At 71.6% G+C, this 20,023-nt stretch carries 19 protein-coding genes; 14 read left to right on the top strand and 5 right to left on the bottom strand.

Features of this window, described 5'->3' with window-relative positions; genetic code table 11:
* Positions 1-10: 10 nt before the first annotated feature.
* The 4 genes from OK345_RS04500 (at position 11) to OK345_RS04485 (ending at position 4,281) form a co-directional block, all read left to right on the top strand.
* Positions 11-1,366 (top strand): GntT/GntP/DsdX family permease, encoded by a 1,356-nt coding sequence (locus OK345_RS04500; RefSeq protein ID WP_265126729.1) that lies wholly within the window; start codon positions 11-13, stop codon positions 1,364-1,366.
* A 13-nt stretch (positions 1,367-1,379) separates the two neighbouring features.
* Complete coding sequence (locus tag OK345_RS04495; protein WP_265126728.1) at positions 1,380-2,255, top strand: MurR/RpiR family transcriptional regulator; 876 nt, start codon at positions 1,380-1,382, stop codon at positions 2,253-2,255.
* A gap of 2 nt (positions 2,256-2,257) precedes the next feature.
* Positions 2,258-3,694: an N-acyl-D-amino-acid deacylase family protein gene (locus tag OK345_RS04490; RefSeq protein WP_265126727.1), complete on the top strand. Its 1,437-nt coding sequence runs from the start codon at positions 2,258-2,260 to the stop codon at positions 3,692-3,694.
* 191 nt (positions 3,695-3,885) lie between these two features.
* Positions 3,886-4,281: a RidA family protein gene (locus OK345_RS04485; RefSeq protein WP_265126726.1), complete on the top strand. Its 396-nt coding sequence runs from the start codon at positions 3,886-3,888 to the stop codon at positions 4,279-4,281.
* A 112-nt stretch (positions 4,282-4,393) separates the two neighbouring features.
* On the opposite strand, the gene OK345_RS04480 is transcribed toward OK345_RS04485, so the two are convergent.
* Both OK345_RS04480 and rsgA read right to left on the bottom strand, forming a co-directional pair.
* Positions 4,394-5,644 (bottom strand): flavohemoglobin expression-modulating QEGLA motif protein, encoded by a 1,251-nt coding sequence (locus OK345_RS04480; RefSeq protein WP_265126725.1) that lies wholly within the window; start codon positions 5,642-5,644, stop codon positions 4,394-4,396.
* A 55-nt stretch (positions 5,645-5,699) separates the two neighbouring features.
* Positions 5,700-6,797 (bottom strand): ribosome small subunit-dependent GTPase A, encoded by a 1,098-nt coding sequence (gene rsgA, locus OK345_RS04475; RefSeq protein WP_265126723.1) that lies wholly within the window; start codon positions 6,795-6,797, stop codon positions 5,700-5,702.
* A gap of 151 nt (positions 6,798-6,948) precedes the next feature.
* Between rsgA and OK345_RS04470 the strand changes: the two genes are divergently transcribed.
* The 4 genes from OK345_RS04470 (at position 6,949) to OK345_RS04455 (ending at position 10,012) form a co-directional block, all read left to right on the top strand.
* Positions 6,949-8,223 (top strand): pyridoxal phosphate-dependent aminotransferase, encoded by a 1,275-nt coding sequence (locus OK345_RS04470; protein ID WP_265126722.1) that lies wholly within the window; start codon positions 6,949-6,951, stop codon positions 8,221-8,223.
* A 4-nt stretch (positions 8,224-8,227) separates the two neighbouring features.
* Positions 8,228-8,869 (top strand): SGNH/GDSL hydrolase family protein, encoded by a 642-nt coding sequence (locus OK345_RS04465; protein WP_265126721.1) that lies wholly within the window; start codon positions 8,228-8,230, stop codon positions 8,867-8,869.
* Positions 8,866-9,561 carry a methyltransferase domain-containing protein gene (locus OK345_RS04460; RefSeq protein ID WP_265126951.1) on the top strand — a complete coding sequence of 232 codons (696 nt, stop codon included), beginning with the start codon at positions 8,866-8,868 and terminating at the stop codon, positions 9,559-9,561. The genes OK345_RS04465 and OK345_RS04460 overlap by 4 nt, the downstream gene beginning before the upstream one ends.
* A gap of 127 nt (positions 9,562-9,688) precedes the next feature.
* Entirely contained in the window at positions 9,689-10,012 is a 324-nt protein-coding gene (locus OK345_RS04455; RefSeq protein WP_265126720.1) for a DUF6172 family protein, read from the top strand.
* 15 nt (positions 10,013-10,027) lie between these two features.
* On the opposite strand, the gene OK345_RS04450 is transcribed toward OK345_RS04455, so the two are convergent.
* Entirely contained in the window at positions 10,028-11,302 is a 1,275-nt protein-coding gene (locus OK345_RS04450; protein ID WP_265126718.1) for a DEAD/DEAH box helicase, read from the bottom strand.
* A gap of 57 nt (positions 11,303-11,359) precedes the next feature.
* Positions 11,360-12,136 (bottom strand): polysaccharide deacetylase family protein, encoded by a 777-nt coding sequence (locus tag OK345_RS04445; RefSeq protein WP_265126717.1) that lies wholly within the window; start codon positions 12,134-12,136, stop codon positions 11,360-11,362.
* Between the two features lie 59 nt (positions 12,137-12,195).
* On the opposite strand from OK345_RS04445, the gene grxD reads away from it, so the two are divergent.
* Positions 12,196-13,122, top strand: coding sequence for a Grx4 family monothiol glutaredoxin (gene grxD / locus OK345_RS04440; RefSeq protein ID WP_265126716.1), 927 nt, complete (start codon positions 12,196-12,198; stop codon positions 13,120-13,122).
* Positions 13,123-13,998: 876 nt separating this feature from the next.
* Here grxD and OK345_RS04435 read toward each other — a convergent pair.
* The gene (locus OK345_RS04435; protein WP_265126950.1) at positions 13,999-14,538 is read right to left on the bottom strand and encodes a DUF924 family protein; all 540 of its coding nucleotides are present in this window, start codon (positions 14,536-14,538) and stop codon (positions 13,999-14,001) included.
* Between the two features lie 583 nt (positions 14,539-15,121).
* Between OK345_RS04435 and OK345_RS04430 the strand changes: the two genes are divergently transcribed.
* From OK345_RS04430 to OK345_RS04410, 5 genes are all read left to right on the top strand, one after another.
* Complete coding sequence (locus tag OK345_RS04430) at positions 15,122-16,540, top strand: amidohydrolase (RefSeq protein WP_265126715.1); 1,419 nt, start codon at positions 15,122-15,124, stop codon at positions 16,538-16,540.
* Positions 16,537-17,817, top strand: a complete 1,281-nt coding sequence (locus OK345_RS04425; protein WP_265126714.1) for an amidohydrolase family protein — start codon at positions 16,537-16,539, stop codon at positions 17,815-17,817. Before OK345_RS04430 ends, OK345_RS04425 begins: the two co-directional genes overlap by 4 nt.
* 109 nt (positions 17,818-17,926) lie before the next feature.
* Positions 17,927-18,556 carry a 2-hydroxychromene-2-carboxylate isomerase gene (locus OK345_RS04420; RefSeq protein ID WP_265126713.1) on the top strand — a complete coding sequence of 210 codons (630 nt, stop codon included), beginning with the start codon at positions 17,927-17,929 and terminating at the stop codon, positions 18,554-18,556.
* Positions 18,557-18,655: 99 nt separating this feature from the next.
* Entirely contained in the window at positions 18,656-19,600 is a 945-nt protein-coding gene (locus OK345_RS04415) for a DegV family protein (protein WP_265126712.1), read from the top strand.
* An 81-nt stretch (positions 19,601-19,681) separates the two neighbouring features.
* Complete coding sequence (locus OK345_RS04410) at positions 19,682-20,020, top strand: hypothetical protein (RefSeq protein ID WP_265126711.1); 339 nt, start codon at positions 19,682-19,684, stop codon at positions 20,018-20,020.
* Positions 20,021-20,023: the final 3 nt, after the last annotated feature.

Here is a 20,023-nt window from a genome sequence, read left to right as displayed (position 1 = left end):
TCCCGCGCGCATGTCCAACGGAAACCTGTTGCTGTTGTACGCCACGCTGTCGATCCTGGCGCTGATCGTGCTGATCGCGCGCTACCGGCTCAACCCGTTCATCAGCGTCACCCTGGTGTCGGTGGGGCTGGCGCTGCTGGCCGGGATGCCGGCGCCGGACATCCTGCCGGCCTACGAGCAGGGCGTGGGCAAGACCCTGGGACACATCGCGCTGATCGTGGCGCTGGGCACCATGCTCGGCAAGATGATGGCCGAGTCCGGCGGCGCCGAGCGCATCGCCCGCACCCTGATCGGCTGCTTCGGCCCGCGCAACGTGCACTGGGCGATGATGCTGATCGCGTTCTGCGTCGGCCTGCCGATCTTCTTCGAGGTCGGCTTCGTGCTGCTGATCCCGATCGTGCTCAACGTCGCCCGCCGCACCGGCGTGCCGCTGCTGCTGGTCGGCCTGCCGATGGTGGCCGGACTGTCGGTGGTGCACGGGCTGGTGCCGCCGCACCCGGCGGCGATGCTGGCGGTGCACGCCTACCAGGCCGACGTCGGCCGCACCGTGTTCTACGCACTGCTGGTGGGGTTGCCGACCGCGGCGCTGGCCGGGCCGATCTTCGCCAGGGTGGTGGCGCCGCGGGTGCGGCTGCCGCAGCACAACCCGATGGAAGCGGCGCTGCTGGACGAGGGCCACGCCGGCCTGCGCGACGACCAGTTGCCCGGCTTCGGCATCACCCTGGCCACCCTGCTGCTGCCGGTGGGGCTGATGCTGCTGGGCGGCTGGGCCGACCAGATCGCCACGCCGGGCAGCGCGCTCAACCACGGCCTGCGCTTCATCGGCCACTCGGTGGTGGCACTGCTGCTGGCCACGCTGGCGAGCTTCGTCACCCTGGGCCTGATGCGCGGCTTCGACCGCGAGCGGATCCTGAAGTTCTCGCAGGAATGCCTGGCGCCCACCGCCGCCATCACCCTGCTGGTCGGCGCCGGCGGTGGCCTCAACGGCATCCTGGTGCAGACCGGCGTGGCCGCCGAGATCACCGCGCTGTCGCAGCGCTTCCAGCTGTCGCCGCTGCTGATGGGCTGGACCGTGGCCGCATTGATGCGGGTGGCCACCGGCTCGGCCACGGTGGCCATGACCACCGCCTCGGGCATCGTCGCGCCGATCGCGCTGGCGGCGCATTATCCGCATCCGGAGCTGCTGGTGCTGGCCACCGGCGCCGGCTCGCTGATCCTGTCGCACGTCAACGACGGCGGCTTCTGGCTGGTGAAGGAGTACTTCAACATGAGCGTGGCGCAGACGTTCAAGACCTGGACCGTGCTCGAAACCCTGATCTCCCTCGCCGCGCTGGCACTGGTGATGGCGCTGGCGGCGATGCTCTGAATAACCGATAGAGATGACCACTCCCATGTTCGACATCGTCTACGAACTCCGCCAGCGGCTGCACGAATTCAGCCCGGTCGAGGCGCGCATCGCCGAGGCCATCCTGGCCGACGTCGATGCCGCCGCCCAGTACGGCGTCAGCGAGCTGGCCGAACGCGCCGGCGTCAGCGCCGCGGCCATCTCGCGCTTCGCCAAGGCGCTGGGCTGCGAGCACGTGCGCGAGCTGCGCGCGCGGCTGGCCTCGGCCGGCGCGGTCGGCAAGCGCTTCCTGGAGCAGCCCGGCGCGCCGCCGGTGTCGGCGCTGTACGCGCAGATCTGCGACGACATCCAGGCCACCCTGCAGCACAACCTGGGCAACTTCCAGGAAAGCGTGGTGCAGGCGCTGGCCGAGGCGCTGTGCAGCGCGCGCATGATCCACGTGTTCGGCATCGGCGGCTGCTCGACGATCCTGTCGCAGGAGCTGCAGAACCGGCTGATGCGCTTCGGCCGGCCGATCTCGGCCTGCCACGACGCGGTGGCGATGAAGATGATCGCCGCCACCCTGGGCCCGGCCGACGTGGTGCTGACGCTGTCGGTCAGCGGCATCACCCCGGAGATCGTCTCGGCCATCGAGATCGCCCGCGGCTACGGCGCGCGCATCGGCGCCATCACCCGCACCGGCACGCCGCTGGCCGCGCACAGCGACTGGCTGCTGCCGATCAGCATCGAAGAGACCGACTTCGTGTTCAAGCCGTCCACCTCGCGCTACGCGATGCTGCTGGCGATCGACGTGCTGGCCACCACCGTGGCGCTCAACGACGCCAGCGCCAACCACGAGCACCTGCGCCGGATAAAACTGGCGCTGGACCGCTACCGCGGCGGCGATTCGCGCCTGCCGCTGGGGGACTGAGCATGTACGACCTGCTGATCCGCGATGCCTGGATCCTCGACGGCGGCGATGCGCCCGGCGTGCGCGGCGACGTCGCCGTCAGCGATGGCCGCATCGCCGCGTGCGGGCGGATCGAGTCCGGCGCGGCGCAGGTGATCGACGCCGGCGGCCGCGCCCTCGCCCCCGGCTTCATCGACGTGCACACCCACGACGACCTGGAAGTGATCCGCACCCCGCACATGCGCAGCAAGCTGTCGCAGGGGGTGACCACCGTGGTGGTCGGCAACTGCGGCATCAGCGCCAGCCCGGTGACGGTCGCCGCGGAGGTGCCCGACCCGATGAACCTGCTCGGCGAGGCCGGCGAGTTCCGCTACCCGGATTTCGCCAGCTACCGGCAGGCGGTGGAAACCGCGGTGCCGGCGGTCAACGTCGCCGCGCTGGTGGGCCATACCGCGCTGCGCCAGAACCACATGGAGCGGCTGGACCGCGCCGCCACCGCCGCGGAAATCGCCGCCATGCGCGCGCAGCTGCGCGACAGCCTGGCCGCCGGCGCGCTCGGCCTGAGCAGCGGCCTGGCCTATGCCTCGGCGTTCTGCGCACCGGCGGACGAGGTCGCCGAGCTGGCGCGCGAACTGCCGCGCGGCGGCCTGTACGCCACCCACCTGCGCGACGAGTTCGCCGGCATCGTCGCGGCGATGGACGAGGCCTTCGACGCGGCCCGCGATCCGCAGGCCGCGGTGCGGGTGTCGCACTTGAAATGCGCCGGCATCGACAACTGGGGCCGCAGCGGCGAGGTGCTGGCGCGGCTGCAGGACGCGGCCTGCGACCAGGACGTGGCCTGCGACTGCTATCCATACGCCGCCAGCGCCTCCACCCTGGACCTGAAGCAGGTCACCGGCGCCTACGACATCCTCATCACCTGGTCCGAACCGGAACCGGCGCAGGGCGGCCGCCTGCTGGCCGAGATCGCCGCCGACTGGAACGTCGACCTGCACGCCGCGGCCCGGCGCCTGCAGCCGGCCGGCGCGGTCTACCACTGCATGGACGAGGCCGACGTGCGGCGGATCCTGAGCCATCCACTGACGATGATCGGCTCGGACGGGCTGCCGCGCGACCCGCGCCCGCACCCGCGGCTGTGGGGCACCTTCCCGCGCGTGCTCGGCCACTATGCCCGCGACCAGCAGCTGTTCCCGCTGCACACCGCCGTGCACAAGATGACCGGGCTGCCGGCCGCGCGTTTCGCGCTGGGCGCGCGCGGCCGCATCCGCACCGGCTGGTGGGCCGACCTGGTGTTGTTCGATCCGCAACGGGTGCGCGACACGGCCAGCTTCCACGACCCGGTGCGGGCCGCCGAGGGCATCGACGCGGTCTGGGTCAACGGCCAGCTGGCCTACGACGGCCGCGAGGTGGTGGCACGCAATGGCCGTTTCATCGCGCCGGAAGCGGCACCGACCGACTAGCCGCGTCGCAGCGGAACATCGGCGACTGCGACGATGAACGCCACGCGCCGGGCCGGACAACGACCAGGGCGCTGTTCTCCGGGCAACCGGACCTGCACGCGGCTTCGCCCCGGCCCCGCTCCCGGAGCAAGGGCAGCCGCAAAGCCATTCCTACTCACTGATTCCCACTCACTGATGCAAAAGGAACACCCATGAGCGACATCAAGCGTTACGGTGCCGAAGGCGGCGTCGGCCAGGGCAAGCAGCACATGCCGTTCGCACGCGCGGTCGAGGCCGACGGCTGGCTCTACGTCTCCGGGCAGGTGCCGATGCGCGACGGCGAGCTGGTCGGCGGCACCGTCACCGAGCAGTCGCACGTGGTGATCCAGAGCGTGCTGGGCATCCTCGCCGAGGCCGGCTACGGCCCCGAGCACGTGGTCCGCTGCGGCGTATGGCTGGACGATGCGCGCGACTTCTACGCCTTCAACACCGTGTTCAAGCACTACTTCGGCGAGCACCCGCCGGCCCGCGCCTGTGTCGAGTCGCGGATGGTGGTGGACTGCAAGGTGGAAGTGGACTGCATCGCCTACAGGCGCCCGGCGCGCTGATTACCCCCTTGCCCCCTCTGGGGAACTGTAGGAGCGACGTCAGTCGCGACCGGGCCTTACCGGTAAAGCCCGGTCGCGACTGACGTCGCTCCTACAGGGGTTCCGTGCGCCGCTACCCGCCGACCCGGTCCATGCGGATGCGGTTGGCGAACAGCGAGAACGCCAGCATCCCGGCCAGGCCGTTGGCGCGGCTGATCCAGTGCGGCAGCCAGCGCGGCGGCGCCAGCACGCCGGCCTCGAACAGCGGCGCCAGCGCCACCGCATCGTCCAGCGTCATCTTGCCGGCGAACAGCCAGCGGCAGACCTGCAGCTTCTCCTCGCGCAGCATCTGCCGGAAGAAGGTGTGCACCGCCACCAGCCCGCGCAGGTACACCGTGTCCTTGGTGAACGCCGCGCCGCCGGTGGGGGGCACGCCGCGGAACACGCGCTGGGCCGAGGCGAAGCTTTCCCCCGGGTTCTGCCCGGCCTGGCGGAAGTAATCGAACACTTCGATGAAGTCGGCGCCGTCGCGCGCCATCGCGATCGCCTCGATGCGCAGGCTGATGCGCTTGAGCCGTTCGATGTCGATGCTGCCGGTGATCTGCTCGGCGAAGGTCGCCAGCCCTTCCTGGGTGGCGGTGGTGCGCGGCGAGGACAGCGCCAGGCTGGGCAGCCAGGCCTGCTCGCGACCGTTGAGCGCGGTCAGCGAATGCACCAGCGCCTCGTGGTGGAACAGCTGCGCGCGATCGTAGGCGCTGAAGCGCGCACCGGTGCGCAGGCGGATGCGGGTGGCGCCGGCGGCGGCCTTGGCGATCAGTTCCGGATCCAGCTCCACGCTGATGATGCGCCCATCGAAGAAGCCGTCCAGGTCGCCCTGCAGCTGCAACTGCAACGCGGTGGCCGAGACCGGCACCTGCTCCTCCGGCGCCAGCAGTTCGTGGTCCAGCTCCTGCGCGATCTGGATGAAATGCAGTGCCGCCTCGCGGGTGGTGGGACCGTTGCCCGGCATCGGCTGCTCCGGCACGCCGTACAGCTGCGCCGAGTAGTCGTCCACCGCACGCGTGCCCAATGCTTCCAGCAGGCCCGCGCCCAGGTCCCAGCTGTGCACCGAATCGCGCAGGTAGCGGCCCAGCGGATGCGCAGGATCGGCCGCGGCGGCTATCGCGGCCAGTTCGCGCCGCACGTCGCCGAAGTCGAGCCTGGGATATTCCACCTGCGGCAGGCGCGGGCGGCCGCGGGCGACGCTTTCCAGGAACGGGACCTGGGTGGAGGCCGGCCAGCTGGTCAGCGCGAGCAGGCGCAGGCCGCGCACCGCGTCCACCAGCCGCGCATCGAGCGCGGCGTGGTGGGCGATGCCGCCGTCGGGAGAAGCGAAGGTCGCCATGCCCGCACCTTAGCAATCCGCCGGCCGCCGCGGGCGGCGGCCGGCGCAGGGGGATTCAGCGGCGGCCGCCGCGCCCGGGCGGACGCCACTGCGCGCCGCGGCCGACGTGCTTGCGCTCGACCGCCTGCTGCGCCTGCCGCACCGCCAGCTTGGCGGCGGCGGCGGCGACCTCGTCGCGCAGCTTGAGGTAGTTGAGCAGGCGGCTTTCCTCCAGCTCGCCGCGCGCGATCGCCGCCTGCACCGCGCAGCCGGGCTCGCCCTGGTGCGCGCAATCGCGGAACCGGCACTGCGCGGCCAGCGCCTCGACGTCGGCGAAACCGCCTTCGGCCAGCACCTCCTCGCCGGTGGGCTTGAGCTCGCGCATGCCGGGGGTGTCGATCAGGCAGGCGCCGGACGGCAGCGGGATCAGCGCGCGGTGGGTGGTGGTATGGCGGCCGCGCGAATCGCTCTCGCGTACCGCACCGGTCTTCATCCGCTCGCGCCCGAGCAGGGTGTTGGTCAGGGTCGACTTGCCGGCGCCGGACGAGCCCACCAGCACCGCGGTGCGGCCGGCGCCCAGCCACGGCAGCAGCGCGGCCACGCTGTCGGGATCCTTGGCGTTGACCGCCAGCAGCGCGATGCCCTGCGCCGCCAGTTCCTCCAGCACCGCCAGCGCGTCGTCGCCGTATTCGGTCTGGTCGGCCTTGGTCAGCACCACCACCGGCTCGGCGCCGCCACCACCGACCAGCATCAGGTAGCGCTCGATCCGGCGCGGATTGAAGTCGGCGTCCAGCCCGCAGACGATGAAGACGGTATCGATGTTGGCCGCGATCACCTGCTGGTGGTAGTGCTCGCCGGCGGCGCCGCGCTTGATCGAGGTACGCCGCGGCAGCAGCGCGACGATGCGGATGCCGTCCAGCAGCACCCAGTCGCCGACCGCCGCGCGCTCGTGGCTGGGAAAGCGCGGGCGCTGCCATTCCGGCGGCGATTCGGTCTTCAGGCTGTTCTCCGGCGCATCGGCCACCACGTAGCCGGAACGGTGCTGTTCGATCACCCGCCCGGGCCGCGCCTGCGGATGCGCGGCGAACGCCTCCCGCCACGATGGCTCTTCGGGCGGGCCGGGCCACGGCCAGCCCATGCTGCGCAATGCGCTGAAGTCGATGGAATCGCTCATCCGGCAATTCTAGAGGGTGACGGTCGCCGCCGGCCGGCGACGACGACGCGGATGCCCGCCGCAACGGGATTCCGCCCCTCCCGGACGCCCGCCCCGCAGCGCAGCAATTCCGCTACCATGCGGCTTCCATGCCCTGAACGGCCCGCCCGCAATGTCCACTCCGCCGCTGAAGCCGCTCGCCATCCGCGAGCGCCTGTCCGAAGTCCGCTACGAGATCCGGGGCGAACTGGCACGGCGAGCGCGCGAGCTGGAGGCCCAGGGCCGCAAGCTGATCAAGCTCAACATCGGCAACCCCGGCGCATTCGGCTTCCGCGCGCCCGGGCACCTGCAGCGTGCGATCGCCGACGACATGGGCCGCACCGATCCCTACACCCACCAGCAGGGCCTGCCGGTGGCGCGCGAGGCCATCGCCGCCGCCTATGCCCGCCGCGGCGCGCCCGACGCGCACCCGGACCGGGTGTTCGTCGGCAACGGCGTGTCCGAGCTGATCGACCTGTCGTTGCGCGCCCTGCTCAATCCCGGCGACGAGGTACTGGTGCCCTCGCCCGACTATCCGCTGTGGTCGGCGGCGACCATCCTCAACGACGGCCGCCCGGTGTACTACCGCTGCGCCCCGGAGAACGGCTTCCAGCCCGACCCGGTGGAGATCGAGGCGCTGGTGTCCTCGCGCACCCGTGCGATCGTGCTGATCAATCCCAACAACCCCAGCGGCGCCAGCTACCCGCGCGAGCTGCTGGAGAAGATCGTCGCCATCGCCGCCAGGCACAACCTGCTGCTGATGGTCGACGAGATCTACGACCGGATCCTCTACGACGACGCCGTGTTCCAGCCGCTCGCGCCGCTGGCCGGCGAACACCCGTGCATCACCTTCAGCGGCCTGAGCAAGGTGCACCGCGCCTGCGGCTGGCGCGTGGGCTGGGCGCTGCTGTCCGGCGACGCCGAGCGGCTGGGCGAGTTCCGCGCGGCGCTGGACCTGCTCAGCGCGCTGCGGCTGTGCGCCAACGTGCCGGGCCAGTACGCCATCGACGCGGCGGTCAACGGCCCGGACACCATCTCCACGCTGTGCGCTCCCGGCGGCCGCCTGTACGAGACCCGGCGCGCGGTGATCGAGGCCTGCGCCGCCAGCGAGCACTTGTCGCTGGTCGCCCCGGCCGGCGCGCTGTACGCATTCCCGGCGGTGGTCGGCCACGCCGCGCGCGGCTTCGACGACCACGATTTCGCGCTGGAACTGATGGACGACGAGGGCGTGCTGGTGGTGCCCGGCTCCAGCTTCAACGTGCCCTATCGCAACCATTTCCGGGTGACCCTGCTGCCCGAGCCGGAGACGATGCGCGAGGTGTTCGCGCGCATCGACCGCGCGCTGTCGCGCCGCGCCGAGGCCGTCACCAAGGTGGTGCCGCTGAAACCGCGCAGCGCGGTCGCCTGAGACGATGGCCGCAGCTGACGGCAGCGGCGCGCTGCGCTACCTGGCCCTGGGCGATTCCTACACCATCGGCGAAGGCGTGGCCGAGGACGGGCGCTGGCCGCGGCAGCTGGCCGCGGCGCTGCGCGGCGAAGGCATCGACCTGGCCGATCCGCGGATCGTCGCCACCACCGGCTGGACCACCGACGAGCTGGCTGCCGGCATCGACGCCGCGCAGCCGCATGGGCCGTTCGACCTGGTCAGCCTGCTGATCGGCGTCAACGACCAGTACCGGGGCCGCCCGCTGGACGACTACCGGCCGCGGTTCGCCGCGCTGCTGGAGCGCGCCGTCGGTTTTGCCGGCGGCGACCCGGCAAGAGTGCTGGTGCTGTCGATCCCGGACTGGGGCGTGACCCCGTTCGCGCGCGCGCAGGGCCGCGATGCGACCGTCATCGCGCGCGAGCTGGATGCGTTCAACGCCGCCGCGCGGAGGCTGTGCGAACAGCGCGGCGCCCGCTTCGTCGACACCAGCGCGATCAACCGCGAACGCGGCGCCGAGGCGGCGATGCTGGTCGACGACGGCCTGCATCCGTCCGCGGCCATGTATGCGCTGTGGACGCGGCAGGCGCAGCCGGCGGCGCGGGACATCCTCGCGGAGCCGCGACGCTGAGCGCGGAGGCCACCCGCGCGCTCGCCGCCGGCGACGCCCGCCAACTGGCCCGCGCGTTCCTGCCGGCCAGCCGCCTGGGCAACCGCCGCGACTATTTCTATGCGCGCGGCAAGCTGGCCAGCGACCCGCTCTACCCCGGCGTGACCGCCGCGCTGCGCGGCAGCGACGCGCCGTTGCTGGACCTGGGTTGCGGCCTGGGCCTGCTGGCGCACGCGCTGCGCCACGATGGCCAGCCGCTGCGCTACCACGGCGTGGACATCGACCGCTCCAAGCTGCAGCGCGCGCAACGCGCCGCCGGCAACGCCGGCCTGGCCGCGGCCACGTTCGCCTGGCACGACCTCGCCGCCGGGCTGCCCGACCACCACGGCAGCGTGGCGCTGCTGGACGTGCTGCAGTACCTGCCCGCCGAGGCCCAGCAACGGCTGCTGGCCGGCGCCATCGCGATGCTGGCGCCGGGCGCGCGGCTGGTGATCCGCACCACGCTGGCCGACCGCAGCGCGCGCGACCGCACCACCCGCATCACCGACCTGCTCGCCCACCTGATCGGCTGGATGGGCACGCGGCCGCGCCACTATCCCGGTGCCGACGACCTGCGCGCGCCGCTGCAGGCGGCCGGGCTGCACGCCCGCTTCACGCCGCTGTATGGCAACACCCCGTTCAACAACTGGCTGATCGTCGCCTGGCGGGACTGATCCCGGCCGGCCGCCACCGCCGCGTTTTGCGCCGATAATCGCGTTCCCCGGCGCTCCCGACCCTCGTTCCGGCCCGCATCCCTTCGGGCCGTCCGCGCCAGTGGCGCCGCCCCCATCAGGAATCCCCGTGAGAAAGACCTACCCGCTCAACATCGAAGGCAAGAACCGCGACCGCCTGGTCGAGGCCGCCAAGCACGACATCCGCAAGTACGCACGCCGCGAGCGCGGCAAGCCGCTGCCGGCCGGCGCCGATTTCTGGGACTTCGACAGCAAGTGCGGCCTCGACGAGGCCAGCGCGGTCGCGGTGCCGTTCGCCGAGCTGATCCGTTCGGTGGACGCGCTGGTGGCCGCCGGCAACGACCAGTTCTACGTGGAGGTGCTGCGCAAGCCGGGGCAGCGCACGCCCCGCCCGCGCGCGGAAGCGCCCGGCAGCGACCCGGCCGAGGCCTGAGCCGCTCCGCCGTCCTCAATCGGCGGCGGGTTCCCCGGAGGCCTGCGCGGCGGCGCGCAGGCGGTCCTTCCTGCTCGGACGCCGGCCTTTGACGCCGCCGTTGTCCGTGCTGGCCGCCGGCGATGCCGGCGGTAGCGCACGCGGCTCGAACCCGGGCACCTGCTCGCGCGGTACCCGCTGCCGCCGGCGCTTCTCGATCAGGCGGAAATGCGCCTCGGCGGCGGCGTCGATGAAGCTGACCGCCAGGCCCGGCTCGCCGGCGCGTCCGGTGCGGCCGATGCGGTGGGTGTAGTCCACCGGCGAGCGCGGCAGGTCGTAGTTCACCACCACCGGCAGGCGCGGGATGTCGATGCCGCGCGCGGCCACGTCGGTGGCGACCAGCACCCGCAGCGCGCCGTCGCGGAATTCCTGCAGCGTGCGGCTGCGCCGCCCCTGGCCCAGCTCGCCGTGCAGGGGCTGCGCCTCGATGCCGGCCTTGCGCAGCTTCTGCGCCACGGTCTCGGCGGCGTGGCGGCTGGCCACGAACACCAGCGCCTGCGGCCAGTCCTGTCCGTCCAGCAACTGCCGCAGCAACGGCGTGCGCTGCGCCGCATCGACCAGGATCGCCCGCTGCGCGATGTCCGGCGCCTGCGCGCCTTCCTCCTCATCACCGCCGATGCGCACGGGTTCGTGCAGCATCGTGGCGGCCAGCTGCCGCACCGCCGGCGGGAACGTGGCGGAGAACAGCACGGTCTGGCGCTCCTGCGGCAACAGCGCCAGCAACCGCTGCAGTTCCTCGCCGAATCCCAGGTCGAGCAGGCGATCGGCCTCGTCCAGCACCAGCGTGGCCACCGCCGACAGCTCCAGCGCATGGCGCGCGACCAGATCGAGCAGCCGCCCGGGCGTGGCCACGACGATGTCGGCGCCGCCGCGCAGCGCCATCATCTGCGGGTTGATCGAGACCCCGCCGATCGCCACCACCCGCTTCGGCCGCGACGGCAGGCCATCGCCCAGCGTCGCCAGGGCGGCCTCCACCTGCGTCGCCAGTTCGCGGGTCGGCACCAGCACCAGCGCGCGCACGCGCCGCGGCCGGGACGCGGGACGCAGCGCGAACTGCTGCAGCAGCGGCAGCACGAAGGCGGCGGTCTTGCCGGAACCGGTCGGCGCGGCGGCGATCACGTCGCGTCCCTGCACGATGGCCGGCACCGCCTGCGCCTGGATCGCGGTCGGTTGGCGGTAGCCCTGCCGTTCCAGCGCCGGCAGCAGCTGCGCCAGCAGGTCGGGGGACAGGCCCAGCGTGGAAAATGCCATCGGGGATTCCGTATCGGCGGATGGGGCCGGCGTCGCGGCCGGCAAGTGCGGTGCAGCCTACTCCGGCAGCCGCGCCTCGTAGCCGCGCTCGCGTGCCACGCGCAGCACCGCTTCCAGGATCTCGAGGTTGTGCCCGTGGGCGGCGCCTTCGTGCAGCAGCACGATGGCGCCGGGGCGCAGGTGGCGTTGAATGCGCGCGATCACCGCCTGCGGCTGGCAATCGACGCCGTCGAAGCCGCGCGCGCTCCAGCCCACCCGGGTCAGCCCGTGCGTGCGCAGCGCGGCGGCCACGAACGGATTGGTCATGCCCACCACCGAGCGGTACCAGCGCGGCGGCGCGCCGGCGATGGCGGTCAACGCCCGCTGGCAGTCGCCGATTTCCCGCGCCAGCGCGCCCGGCCCCAGCGCCCAGAAGCGCGCCTGCGGATGCGAGTGGCTGTGGTTGCCCAGCGAGTGGCCGCGGCGCAGCATCTCGCGCACCAGCTCCGGCCGCGCCGCAGCGCGCTCGCCGACCAGGAAGAAGGTGGCCCGCGCGTCGTAGCGGTCCAGCAGGTCGAGGACTGCCGGGGTGTCGTCGGAGGGACCGTCGTCGATGGTCAGCCAGATGCGCTTGCCGGCCTGCGGCAGGCGGCTGAGCACCGGTGCGTAGAACGCAGTGTTGGGCAGGAACACCGGCACCATGAACAGCGCGTGCGAGGCCACCATCGCCGGCAGCCCGGCCTGCCAGCCCAGCCACAGCCACAGCAGCAGCACCGCCAGCTGCGAGGCCAGCAGCCACGGCAGCCAGCGCCAGGGAGTACGGGGAACGCGCGACAGGGTTTGCGGGGCAGTCATGCCCCATGATGCCATGCCGCGTAGAATGGGCTTTCCGCCTCCACCCAGAATCGAAGCCGATGTCCCTTGATCCCGCCCTGCGCACGCGCATCGAATCCATCCTCGGCGCCAACCGCGTCGTGCTCTTCATGAAGGGCCAGCCGACCATGCCGCAATGCGGCTTCTCGGCCAAGGCGGTCGGCGCGTTGTCCGACCTGGGCGTGGAGTTCGCCCACGTCAACGTGCTGGCCGACCCGGAGATCCGCGAAGGCATCAAGGTGTACGGCGACTGGCCGACGATCCCGCAGCTGTACATCGACGGCGAGCTGGTCGGCGGCAGCGACATCATCCTGCAGATGGCCGGCAGCGGCGAACTGAGCAGCGTGCTCGGTCTGCCGGCGCCTGACCGCACCCCGCCGAACATCACCATCACCCCGGCCGCGGTGGAAATGCTGCGCGGCGCGCTGGCCGATGCCGACGGTGCCGCGCTGCAGCTGGGCATCGACGCGCGCTTCCAGCCCAACTTCCAGCTGGCGCCGTTCGACGCCAACGCCATCGCCGCCGAATCCAACGGCCTGCGCGTGCAGTTCGACCTGGCCAGCGCGCGCCGCGCCGAAGGCATCACCATCGACTGGGTGGACGACATCCGCGGCAAGGGCCTGGCGATCGACAACCCCAACGCCCCCAGGCCGGTGCAGGACCTGGAACCGCGCGACGCCGACGACCAGGCGCGTGCCGGCAGCCTGACCCTGGTGGACGTGCGCCCGGCCGAGGAGCGCGCCATCGCCGCGGTCGCCGCGCCGTTCCGCAGCTTCGACGGCGACGGCCGCAGCCAGCTCGAGGCCCTGCCCAAGGACACACCGCTGGCGTTCCTGTGCCACCACGGCGGACGCAGCGCCCAGGCCGCCGAGCAGTTCCGCGCCCTCGGCTTCACCCGCGTCTACAACGTGGCCGGCGGCATCGACGCCTGGTCGGACACGGTCGACAACGGCGTGCCGAAGTACTGATCCGCTCCCGCGGACGGCAACAGCAAAGCGCCGGCAACGCCGGCGCTTTTTGTTTGGTGCTTCTTCCTTCTCCGCGGACAACCGCGCATCCGGGCAGCCTTGTTGCCCGTTCCGGGCACGGGACGTTCCGGACCCGAACAGCCCGCAACTGATGGCCCAAGGCCACGCCGCGCCTGCCAGAACAGTAGGGGACCTTCCGCTGGTGTAGGAGCGACGTCAGTCGCGACCGGCAACGACCACTGGCGCCCACCCATGGGCCTCGGCCGCTGCAGCGGTGATGTCTTTCCAGCTCTTTTCCCGACTGGGGGCAGATCCCGTTTCCCGGGGAAACCGGCCCCCGGCATCGGACGTCCGCACGAAAAGCCCGCGACTCACGTCGCTCCTACAATGCCTACCGCTTGTGTAGGAGCGACGTGAGTCGCGACCGGCAACGACCGTTGCCGCTCGCCCATGGGCCTCAGCCGCTGCAGCGGTGATGTCTTTCCAGCTCTTTCCCCGACTGGGGGCAGATCCCGTTTTCCGGGGAAACCGGCACCCGGCATCGGTTGTCCGCACGAAAGGCTCGCGACTCACGTCGCTCCTACAATGCCTACCGCCTGTGTAGGAGCGACGTGAGTCGCGACCGGCAACGACCGTTGCCGCCCGCCCATGGGCCTCAGCCGCTGCAGCGGTGATGTCTTTCCAGCTCTTTCCCCGGCTGGGGGCAGATCCCGTTTTCCGGGGAAACCGGCACCCGGCATCGGTTGTCCGCACGAAAGGCTCGCGACTCACGTCGCTCCTGCAGTGCATTCCCCCCTCGCCAGGCGGCCTGCCCGTGAGCCCTTGCTGCCGTTCACGGCCGCCGCATCCTTCGCCCGCCGGTGCGGCCCCTGCGGATCAGCCGGCGAAGCCGCCGGTAGCCAGGTAGTTCAGTTCCTCCGGGGTCGGGATCCGCCCCAGCACCGCGTTGCGGTGCGGGAAGCGCCCGAAGCGGCGGATGATGTCGCGGTGCAGTTCGGCGAAGCGCAGGTATTCCAGGTCGCCCAGCATCTCGAACATCGCCACCGAGCGCTCCTGGTCCTGCGGATCCTCCGAATGCTCGAACGGCAGGTAGAGGAAGGCGCGCAGCTGCGGGGTCAGTTCCCGGTCCAGTCCTTCCTCGATCGCACGCATGGCGTAATGCCGCGCCAGGCCGTCGGTGGCATAGGAATGCGCGGTGCCGCGGAAGCAGTTGCGCGGGAACTGGTCGAGCAGGACCATCAGCGCCAGCGCGCCTTCGGCCGTGGCCAGCCACGCCTCGTAGCCGCGACTGGCGGCCACATAATGCTCGTCCAGGAACAGCCGGCGGAACTCGGCGTCGAACGCATCGTCGCGCGCGAACCAGCGCCGCGGCCCGGCCGCGCGCCAGAAATCCACCACCTGCTTGCCCGCGCTCATCGATTCGCCGCCTTCTTCGGAATAACGCACTTCACGTCCCATGCAATTGCCGGCCGGAATGCCGTTCGTGCCTTGCCGCATCGCCCATCCTCGTCCATCGGAACGCCGATCGCCCGTTGGCCCGGCATCGACGCCTGTTCAGCTTAACGTCCGGACAGTAACGACGGTATGGTTTTCGATGGACTTCGCGCTGCGGATCACATCCGGCGCCCCGGCCGGGGCGGCAATCCGGGTCCCGGCGGCGAGGATCGGCCGCCTGCGCGACGATCGCGCACCCGAAGCACTCAGCAACCAACCGGCGCAGCGTCCGTGGCGGCATTCCAGCCGTCGCCGACGCGATCGCCGGCCCTTCCGCGCGTACCTGCACAGCGTGCCGCGCTTCCGTCGCTTCGTCCATGCAGGAGAGACTTTCCGTTGCCGGCACGATCATCGCGCACGAGGGCCCGCCCACATCAACCAACCCACAGGGCTGCCGTCGCCGGCACCATGACCATCGTCAGGCTTGGCACGCCGGACGCGCTTGGCTAGGGTGCTTCGAGTACACCACCGCGCCCTGCGCGCCGTCACCTGGGGAAACAACCGGATGTATCGACCACCGTCTGCCGCACTCGCGGCCGCGCTCGGCCTTGCCCTGGCCGGCGGCATCGCCCTGGCCAGTCCCGCATCGGCGGCCTCGCGCTTCGTGCAGGACCCGTATCCCAGCACCTACCGCGCCATCGCCTCGGCGCCGGTGCTGATCGAACACGCCACCGTGCTGACCGGCGACGGCGAGCGCCTGGACGATGCCGACGTGCTGATGCAGGACGGCCGCATCGCCGCGGTCGGTCGCGGACTGCAGGCGCCCGCCGACGCGGTGCGCGTCGACGGCCGCGGCAAGTGGGTCACCCCCGGCATCATCGACGTGCATTCGCACCTGGGCGTGTATCCCAGTCCCGGCGTGCAGGCGCACAGCGACGGCAACGAGATGACCGCGCCGGTCACCGCCAACGTCTGGGCCGAGCACTCGGTATGGCCGCAGGACCCGGGGTTCGCCGCGGCGCTGGCCGGCGGCGTCACCACGATGCAGATCCTGCCCGGCTCGGCCAACCTGGTCGGCGGCCGCGGCGTCACCCTGAAGAACGTCGCCGCCACCAGCTACCAGGCGATGAAGTTCCCCGGCGCGCCATGGGGGCTGAAGATGGCCTGCGGCGAGAACCCGAAGCGCGTCTACGGCCAGAAGACCGGCCCGGCCACGCGCATGGGCAACGTCGCCGGCTACCGCGCGGCCTTCATCGACGCCAGCGAGTACATCGCCAAGCAGTCGCCCAAGCCGGCAAAGAAGAAGCGCTGGGGGAGCAATGGCGACATGGACAGTGGCGGCGACAGCGGCGGCAAGCGCGACCTGAAGCTGGACACGCTGGCCGGCGCCATCCAGGGCGACATCCGCGTGCACATCCACTGCTACCGCGCCGACGAGATGACCACCATGCTCGACCTGGCCGGGGAGTTCGGCTTCAAGGTGGCCTCGTTCCACCACGGCGTGGAGGCCTACAAGATCGCCGACCGGCTGGCCGCCGAAGGCGTGTGCGGCGCGCTGTGGGCCGACTGGTGGGGCTTCAAGATGGAAGCCTTCGACGGCATCCAGGAGAACGTGGCGCTGGTCGACCGCCCGGCCAACAGCTGCGCCATCGTCCATTCCGATTCACCCGAGGGCATCCAGCGCCTCAACCAGGAGGCGGCCAAGGTGATCGCCAACGCGCATCGCGCCGGCATCGAGATCGCTCCCGAGCGCGCGATCCGCTGGCTGACCGGCAATGCCGCCAGGGCGCTGGGCATCGAGCGCCAGACCGGCACCCTGGAGGAAGGCAAGATGGCCGACGTGGTGGTCTGGAACGGCACCCCGTTCAGCTCCTACGCCCAGGCCGAGAAGGTCTACATCGACGGCGCGCAGGTCTACGACCGCGCGCAGCGCCGGCTGCAGCCGGTGGCCGATTTCCTGCTGGGACAGGAGGTGGCCCGATGAGCCGCACAACCCTTCGCAGACCGCGCCTGCGCGGCCTGCTGCTGGCCGCCCTCGCCGCCTGCGTCGCCCCGGCCATGGCCCAGGACGTGCTGATCCGCGGCGCCACGGTGCACACCGCCGGCCCGCAGGGCACGCTGCGCGACGCCGACGTGCTGGTGCAGGGCGGGGTGATCCGCGCCGTCGGCCCCGCGCTGCCCGCGCCAGCCGGGGTTACCGTGGTCGAGGCCGGCGGACGGCCGCTGACGCCGGCGCTGTTCGGCGGCATCAACGACATCGGCGTGGAGGAAGTTTCCGGCGAGAAGTCCACCGTCGACAGCGCCCTGACGCTGCCGCAGGAACAGCCGATGCGCCCGGAATTCGACGTCACCCTGGCCTACAACCCCGACTCGGTGCTGGTGCCGGTGGCGCGGGTGGAAGGCATCGGCTTCACCGCGCTGGCGGCCAACACCGGCGGCGCCTTCATCGCCGGCCAGGGCGGGATCGTGCGCCTGGACGGCGGCCCCGACCCGCTCGGCCCGCGCGCCCTGTTCGTGCGCCTGGGCGCAGCCGCGGCGCCGCTGAGCGGCAACTCGCGCGCAGCGCAGTGGATGCTGCTCGACCAGCTGGTGGCCGAGGCCCGCGGTCGCGTCGCCAGCGATTCGCCGCACGCGCTGCTGACTCCCGCCGGTCGCGCGGTGCTGGCCCGGTACCTGGAGGGCCAGGGCCGCATCGTGGTGGAAGTGGACCGCGCCGCCGACATCCGCCAGCTGCTGCGCTGGGCCCGTCGCGAGAAGGTGCGCATCGCCATCGCCGGTGGTGCCGAGGCATGGAAGCTGGCGGCGGAGATCGCCCGCGCCGAGGTGCCGGTGTTCGTCGATGCGCTGGCCAACCTGCCGTCCAGCTTCGACCAGGTCGGCGCCACCCTGGAGAACGCCGCGCGGCTGCATGCGGCCGGCGTGGCGGTGTCGTTCGCGCAGTCCGGCGATGCCTCGCACAACGCCCGCAAGCTGCGCCAGCTGGCCGGCAACGCGGTGGCCAACGGCCTGCCGTGGGAAGCCGGGCTGGCCGGCCTGACCCGGATACCGGCGCAGGCGTTCGGCGTCGACGCGCGGATCGGCAGCATCGCCCCCGGCAAACTGGCCGACCTGGTGCTGTGGAACGGCGATCCGCTGGACGTGGCGCATACCGCCGACCAGCTGTGGCTGGGCGGCAACGCGATCCCGATGCGCTCGCGCCAGACCGAGCTGCGCGACCGCTACCTGCGTCCGGCCGGCGCCCTGCCGCGCGCCTACCCGTAGCACCCGTCGCCCGCGCGTCCGCCACCGGCGGGCGCGCGAAGGGCGGCCGCCGCATCCGGCAGCGTCGGCGCAGCAATAATGCCCACCCGACCCGCGGCTGGAGCAAACGATGGACCTGCGCTGGTATTTCGACTTCATCTCGCCGTTTTCCTACCTGCATTGGCAGAAGCTCAAGGCCCTGCCGCAGGGCCACGAGGTGACGCCGGTGCCGATCGTGTTCGGCGCCATCCTGCAGCACCTCGGCAGCCGCGGCCCGGCGGAAATCCCGCACAAGCGCCTGTTCACCTACCGCCACGTGCAGTGGCAGGCCGAACGCGAAGGCGTGGCGCTGCGCTTTCCCCCCGCCCATCCGTTCAACCCGCTGGCGGCGCTGCGGCTGTGCATCGCCGCCGGCAGCGATGCCCGCGCCGTCGACGCGATCTACGACTGGATCTGGCGCGACAGCCACGCCGGCGACAGCCCGGCGGCGCTGGCACCGGTGGCCGCGACGCTGGGCATCGCCGATGTCGACGCCGCCACCGGCAGCGCCACGGTCAAGGCCGCGCTGCGCGCCAACACCGAAGCGGCCATCGCCGCCGGCGTGTTCGGCGTGCCCACCCTGTCCATCGACGGCGAGCTCTACTGGGGCAACGACGCCCACGGCCTGATGCAGGCGGTGCTGGCCGATCCACGATTGCTGCAGCGCGGTGAAATGGCGCGGCTGGCGACGCTGCCGGAAGCAGTCCGGCGCCAGAGCTGACGACCGCCCCCGTCAATGGGAGAAATAGGACAGGCAACCGAAGCAAAATTGCGATAGGTTTCTCACTACGGCACCTTGTATCGGCCGGGAGGGCCCCAGATGCGTATTGGAATCGTCGTCGATTCGGCCTGCGATCTACCGCAGGATTTCATCCGTGAACACAACATCGTGCTGCTGCCGATCACCGTGCGTATCGGCGAGGCGGTACTGGCCGACCACCGCGACGAGGAGGCCACGCTGAGCTTCCTGCACGCGCACGTCGCCGAACACGGCGCCGAGGCCGAAACCATTCCCTTCAGCGTCAACCAGATCCGCGACCTGTTCCTGGGCGAACTGGTGATCGACTACGACCACGTGTTCTGCCTGACCATCACCAGGACCCGCAGCCCGATCCACGACAACGCGATGCAGGCCAGCTTCGCGATCCTCAACGACTACAAGCCGGTGCGCCAGGCCGCCGGCCACAACTCGCCGTTCGCGCTGCGGGTGCTCGATACCCAGAACCTGTTCGCCGCCCAGGCGGTGACCGCGGTGGAGGCCGTGCGCCTGCGCGACGCCGGTGCCAGCGTGCAGCAGATCCGCGAGCGGCTGGAGGAACTGGCCGGCAACGTGCACGGCTACATGGTCACCCGCGACCTGTACTACATGCGCGCCCGCGCGCGCCACAAGGGCGACCGCAGCGTGGGCCTGCTCAGCGCCGCGCTCGGCAGCGCGCTGGACATCAAGCCGGTGCTGCACGGCTACCGCGGCGAGACCGCGCCGGTGGCCAAGATCAAGGGTTTCGACAACGCCGTGGGCAAGCTGTTCGACTTCGTCGGCGAGCGGGTACGCGCCGGGCTGATGACGCCCACGCTGTGCGTGAGCTACGGCGGCGAACTGGCCGACCTGCGCGCCCTGCCCGGCTACGACCGGCTGCGCGAGACCTGCGCCAGCCACGGCGTGACCCTGTTCGAGAGCGTGATGAGCCTGACCGGCATGGTCAACGTCGGCAAGGGCGCGGTCACGCTCGGCTTCGCCGACGGCCCGCACACCTTCAACGGCTGAGGCCGCGGCGGCGCGACGGATCGCCGACATCACACGCCGCGCGCTGCGGACACCCGCGCGCGGCCCATCCAGGAGACCCCCATGTCCGTGCAATATTCCATCGCCCTGCCCAACCCGGCCCTGGCCCGCGGCAGCGACCCCGAACTTTCCTTCAGCGCCAACGGCGCCGACGCCTTCGCCGAACAGCTGCAGGACGCGTTGCGCTCGCCGGCGCTGTTCGAACGCTGGCGCGACCGCCAGCCCGACCCGGACCAGGTGGATCCGGCGCTGGGCGCCACCGATCCGCAGGCCAGCGTCAGCGGGCAGCAGCAGGATCTGCGCATCAACCTGGTGGCCACCACCAGCCTGCCCGGCGATATCTTCAAGCACCGCATGCGGCTGCTGGCCGGCAACCACTGGGAACTGCGCAACGTGCGCTGACGC

Source organism: Xanthomonas chitinilytica (assembly GCF_026107455.2).
GTDB classification, from domain to species: domain Bacteria; phylum Pseudomonadota; class Gammaproteobacteria; order Xanthomonadales; family Xanthomonadaceae; genus Stenotrophomonas; species Stenotrophomonas chitinilytica.
This window is presented reverse-complemented; position numbering and strand designations above follow the sequence as displayed.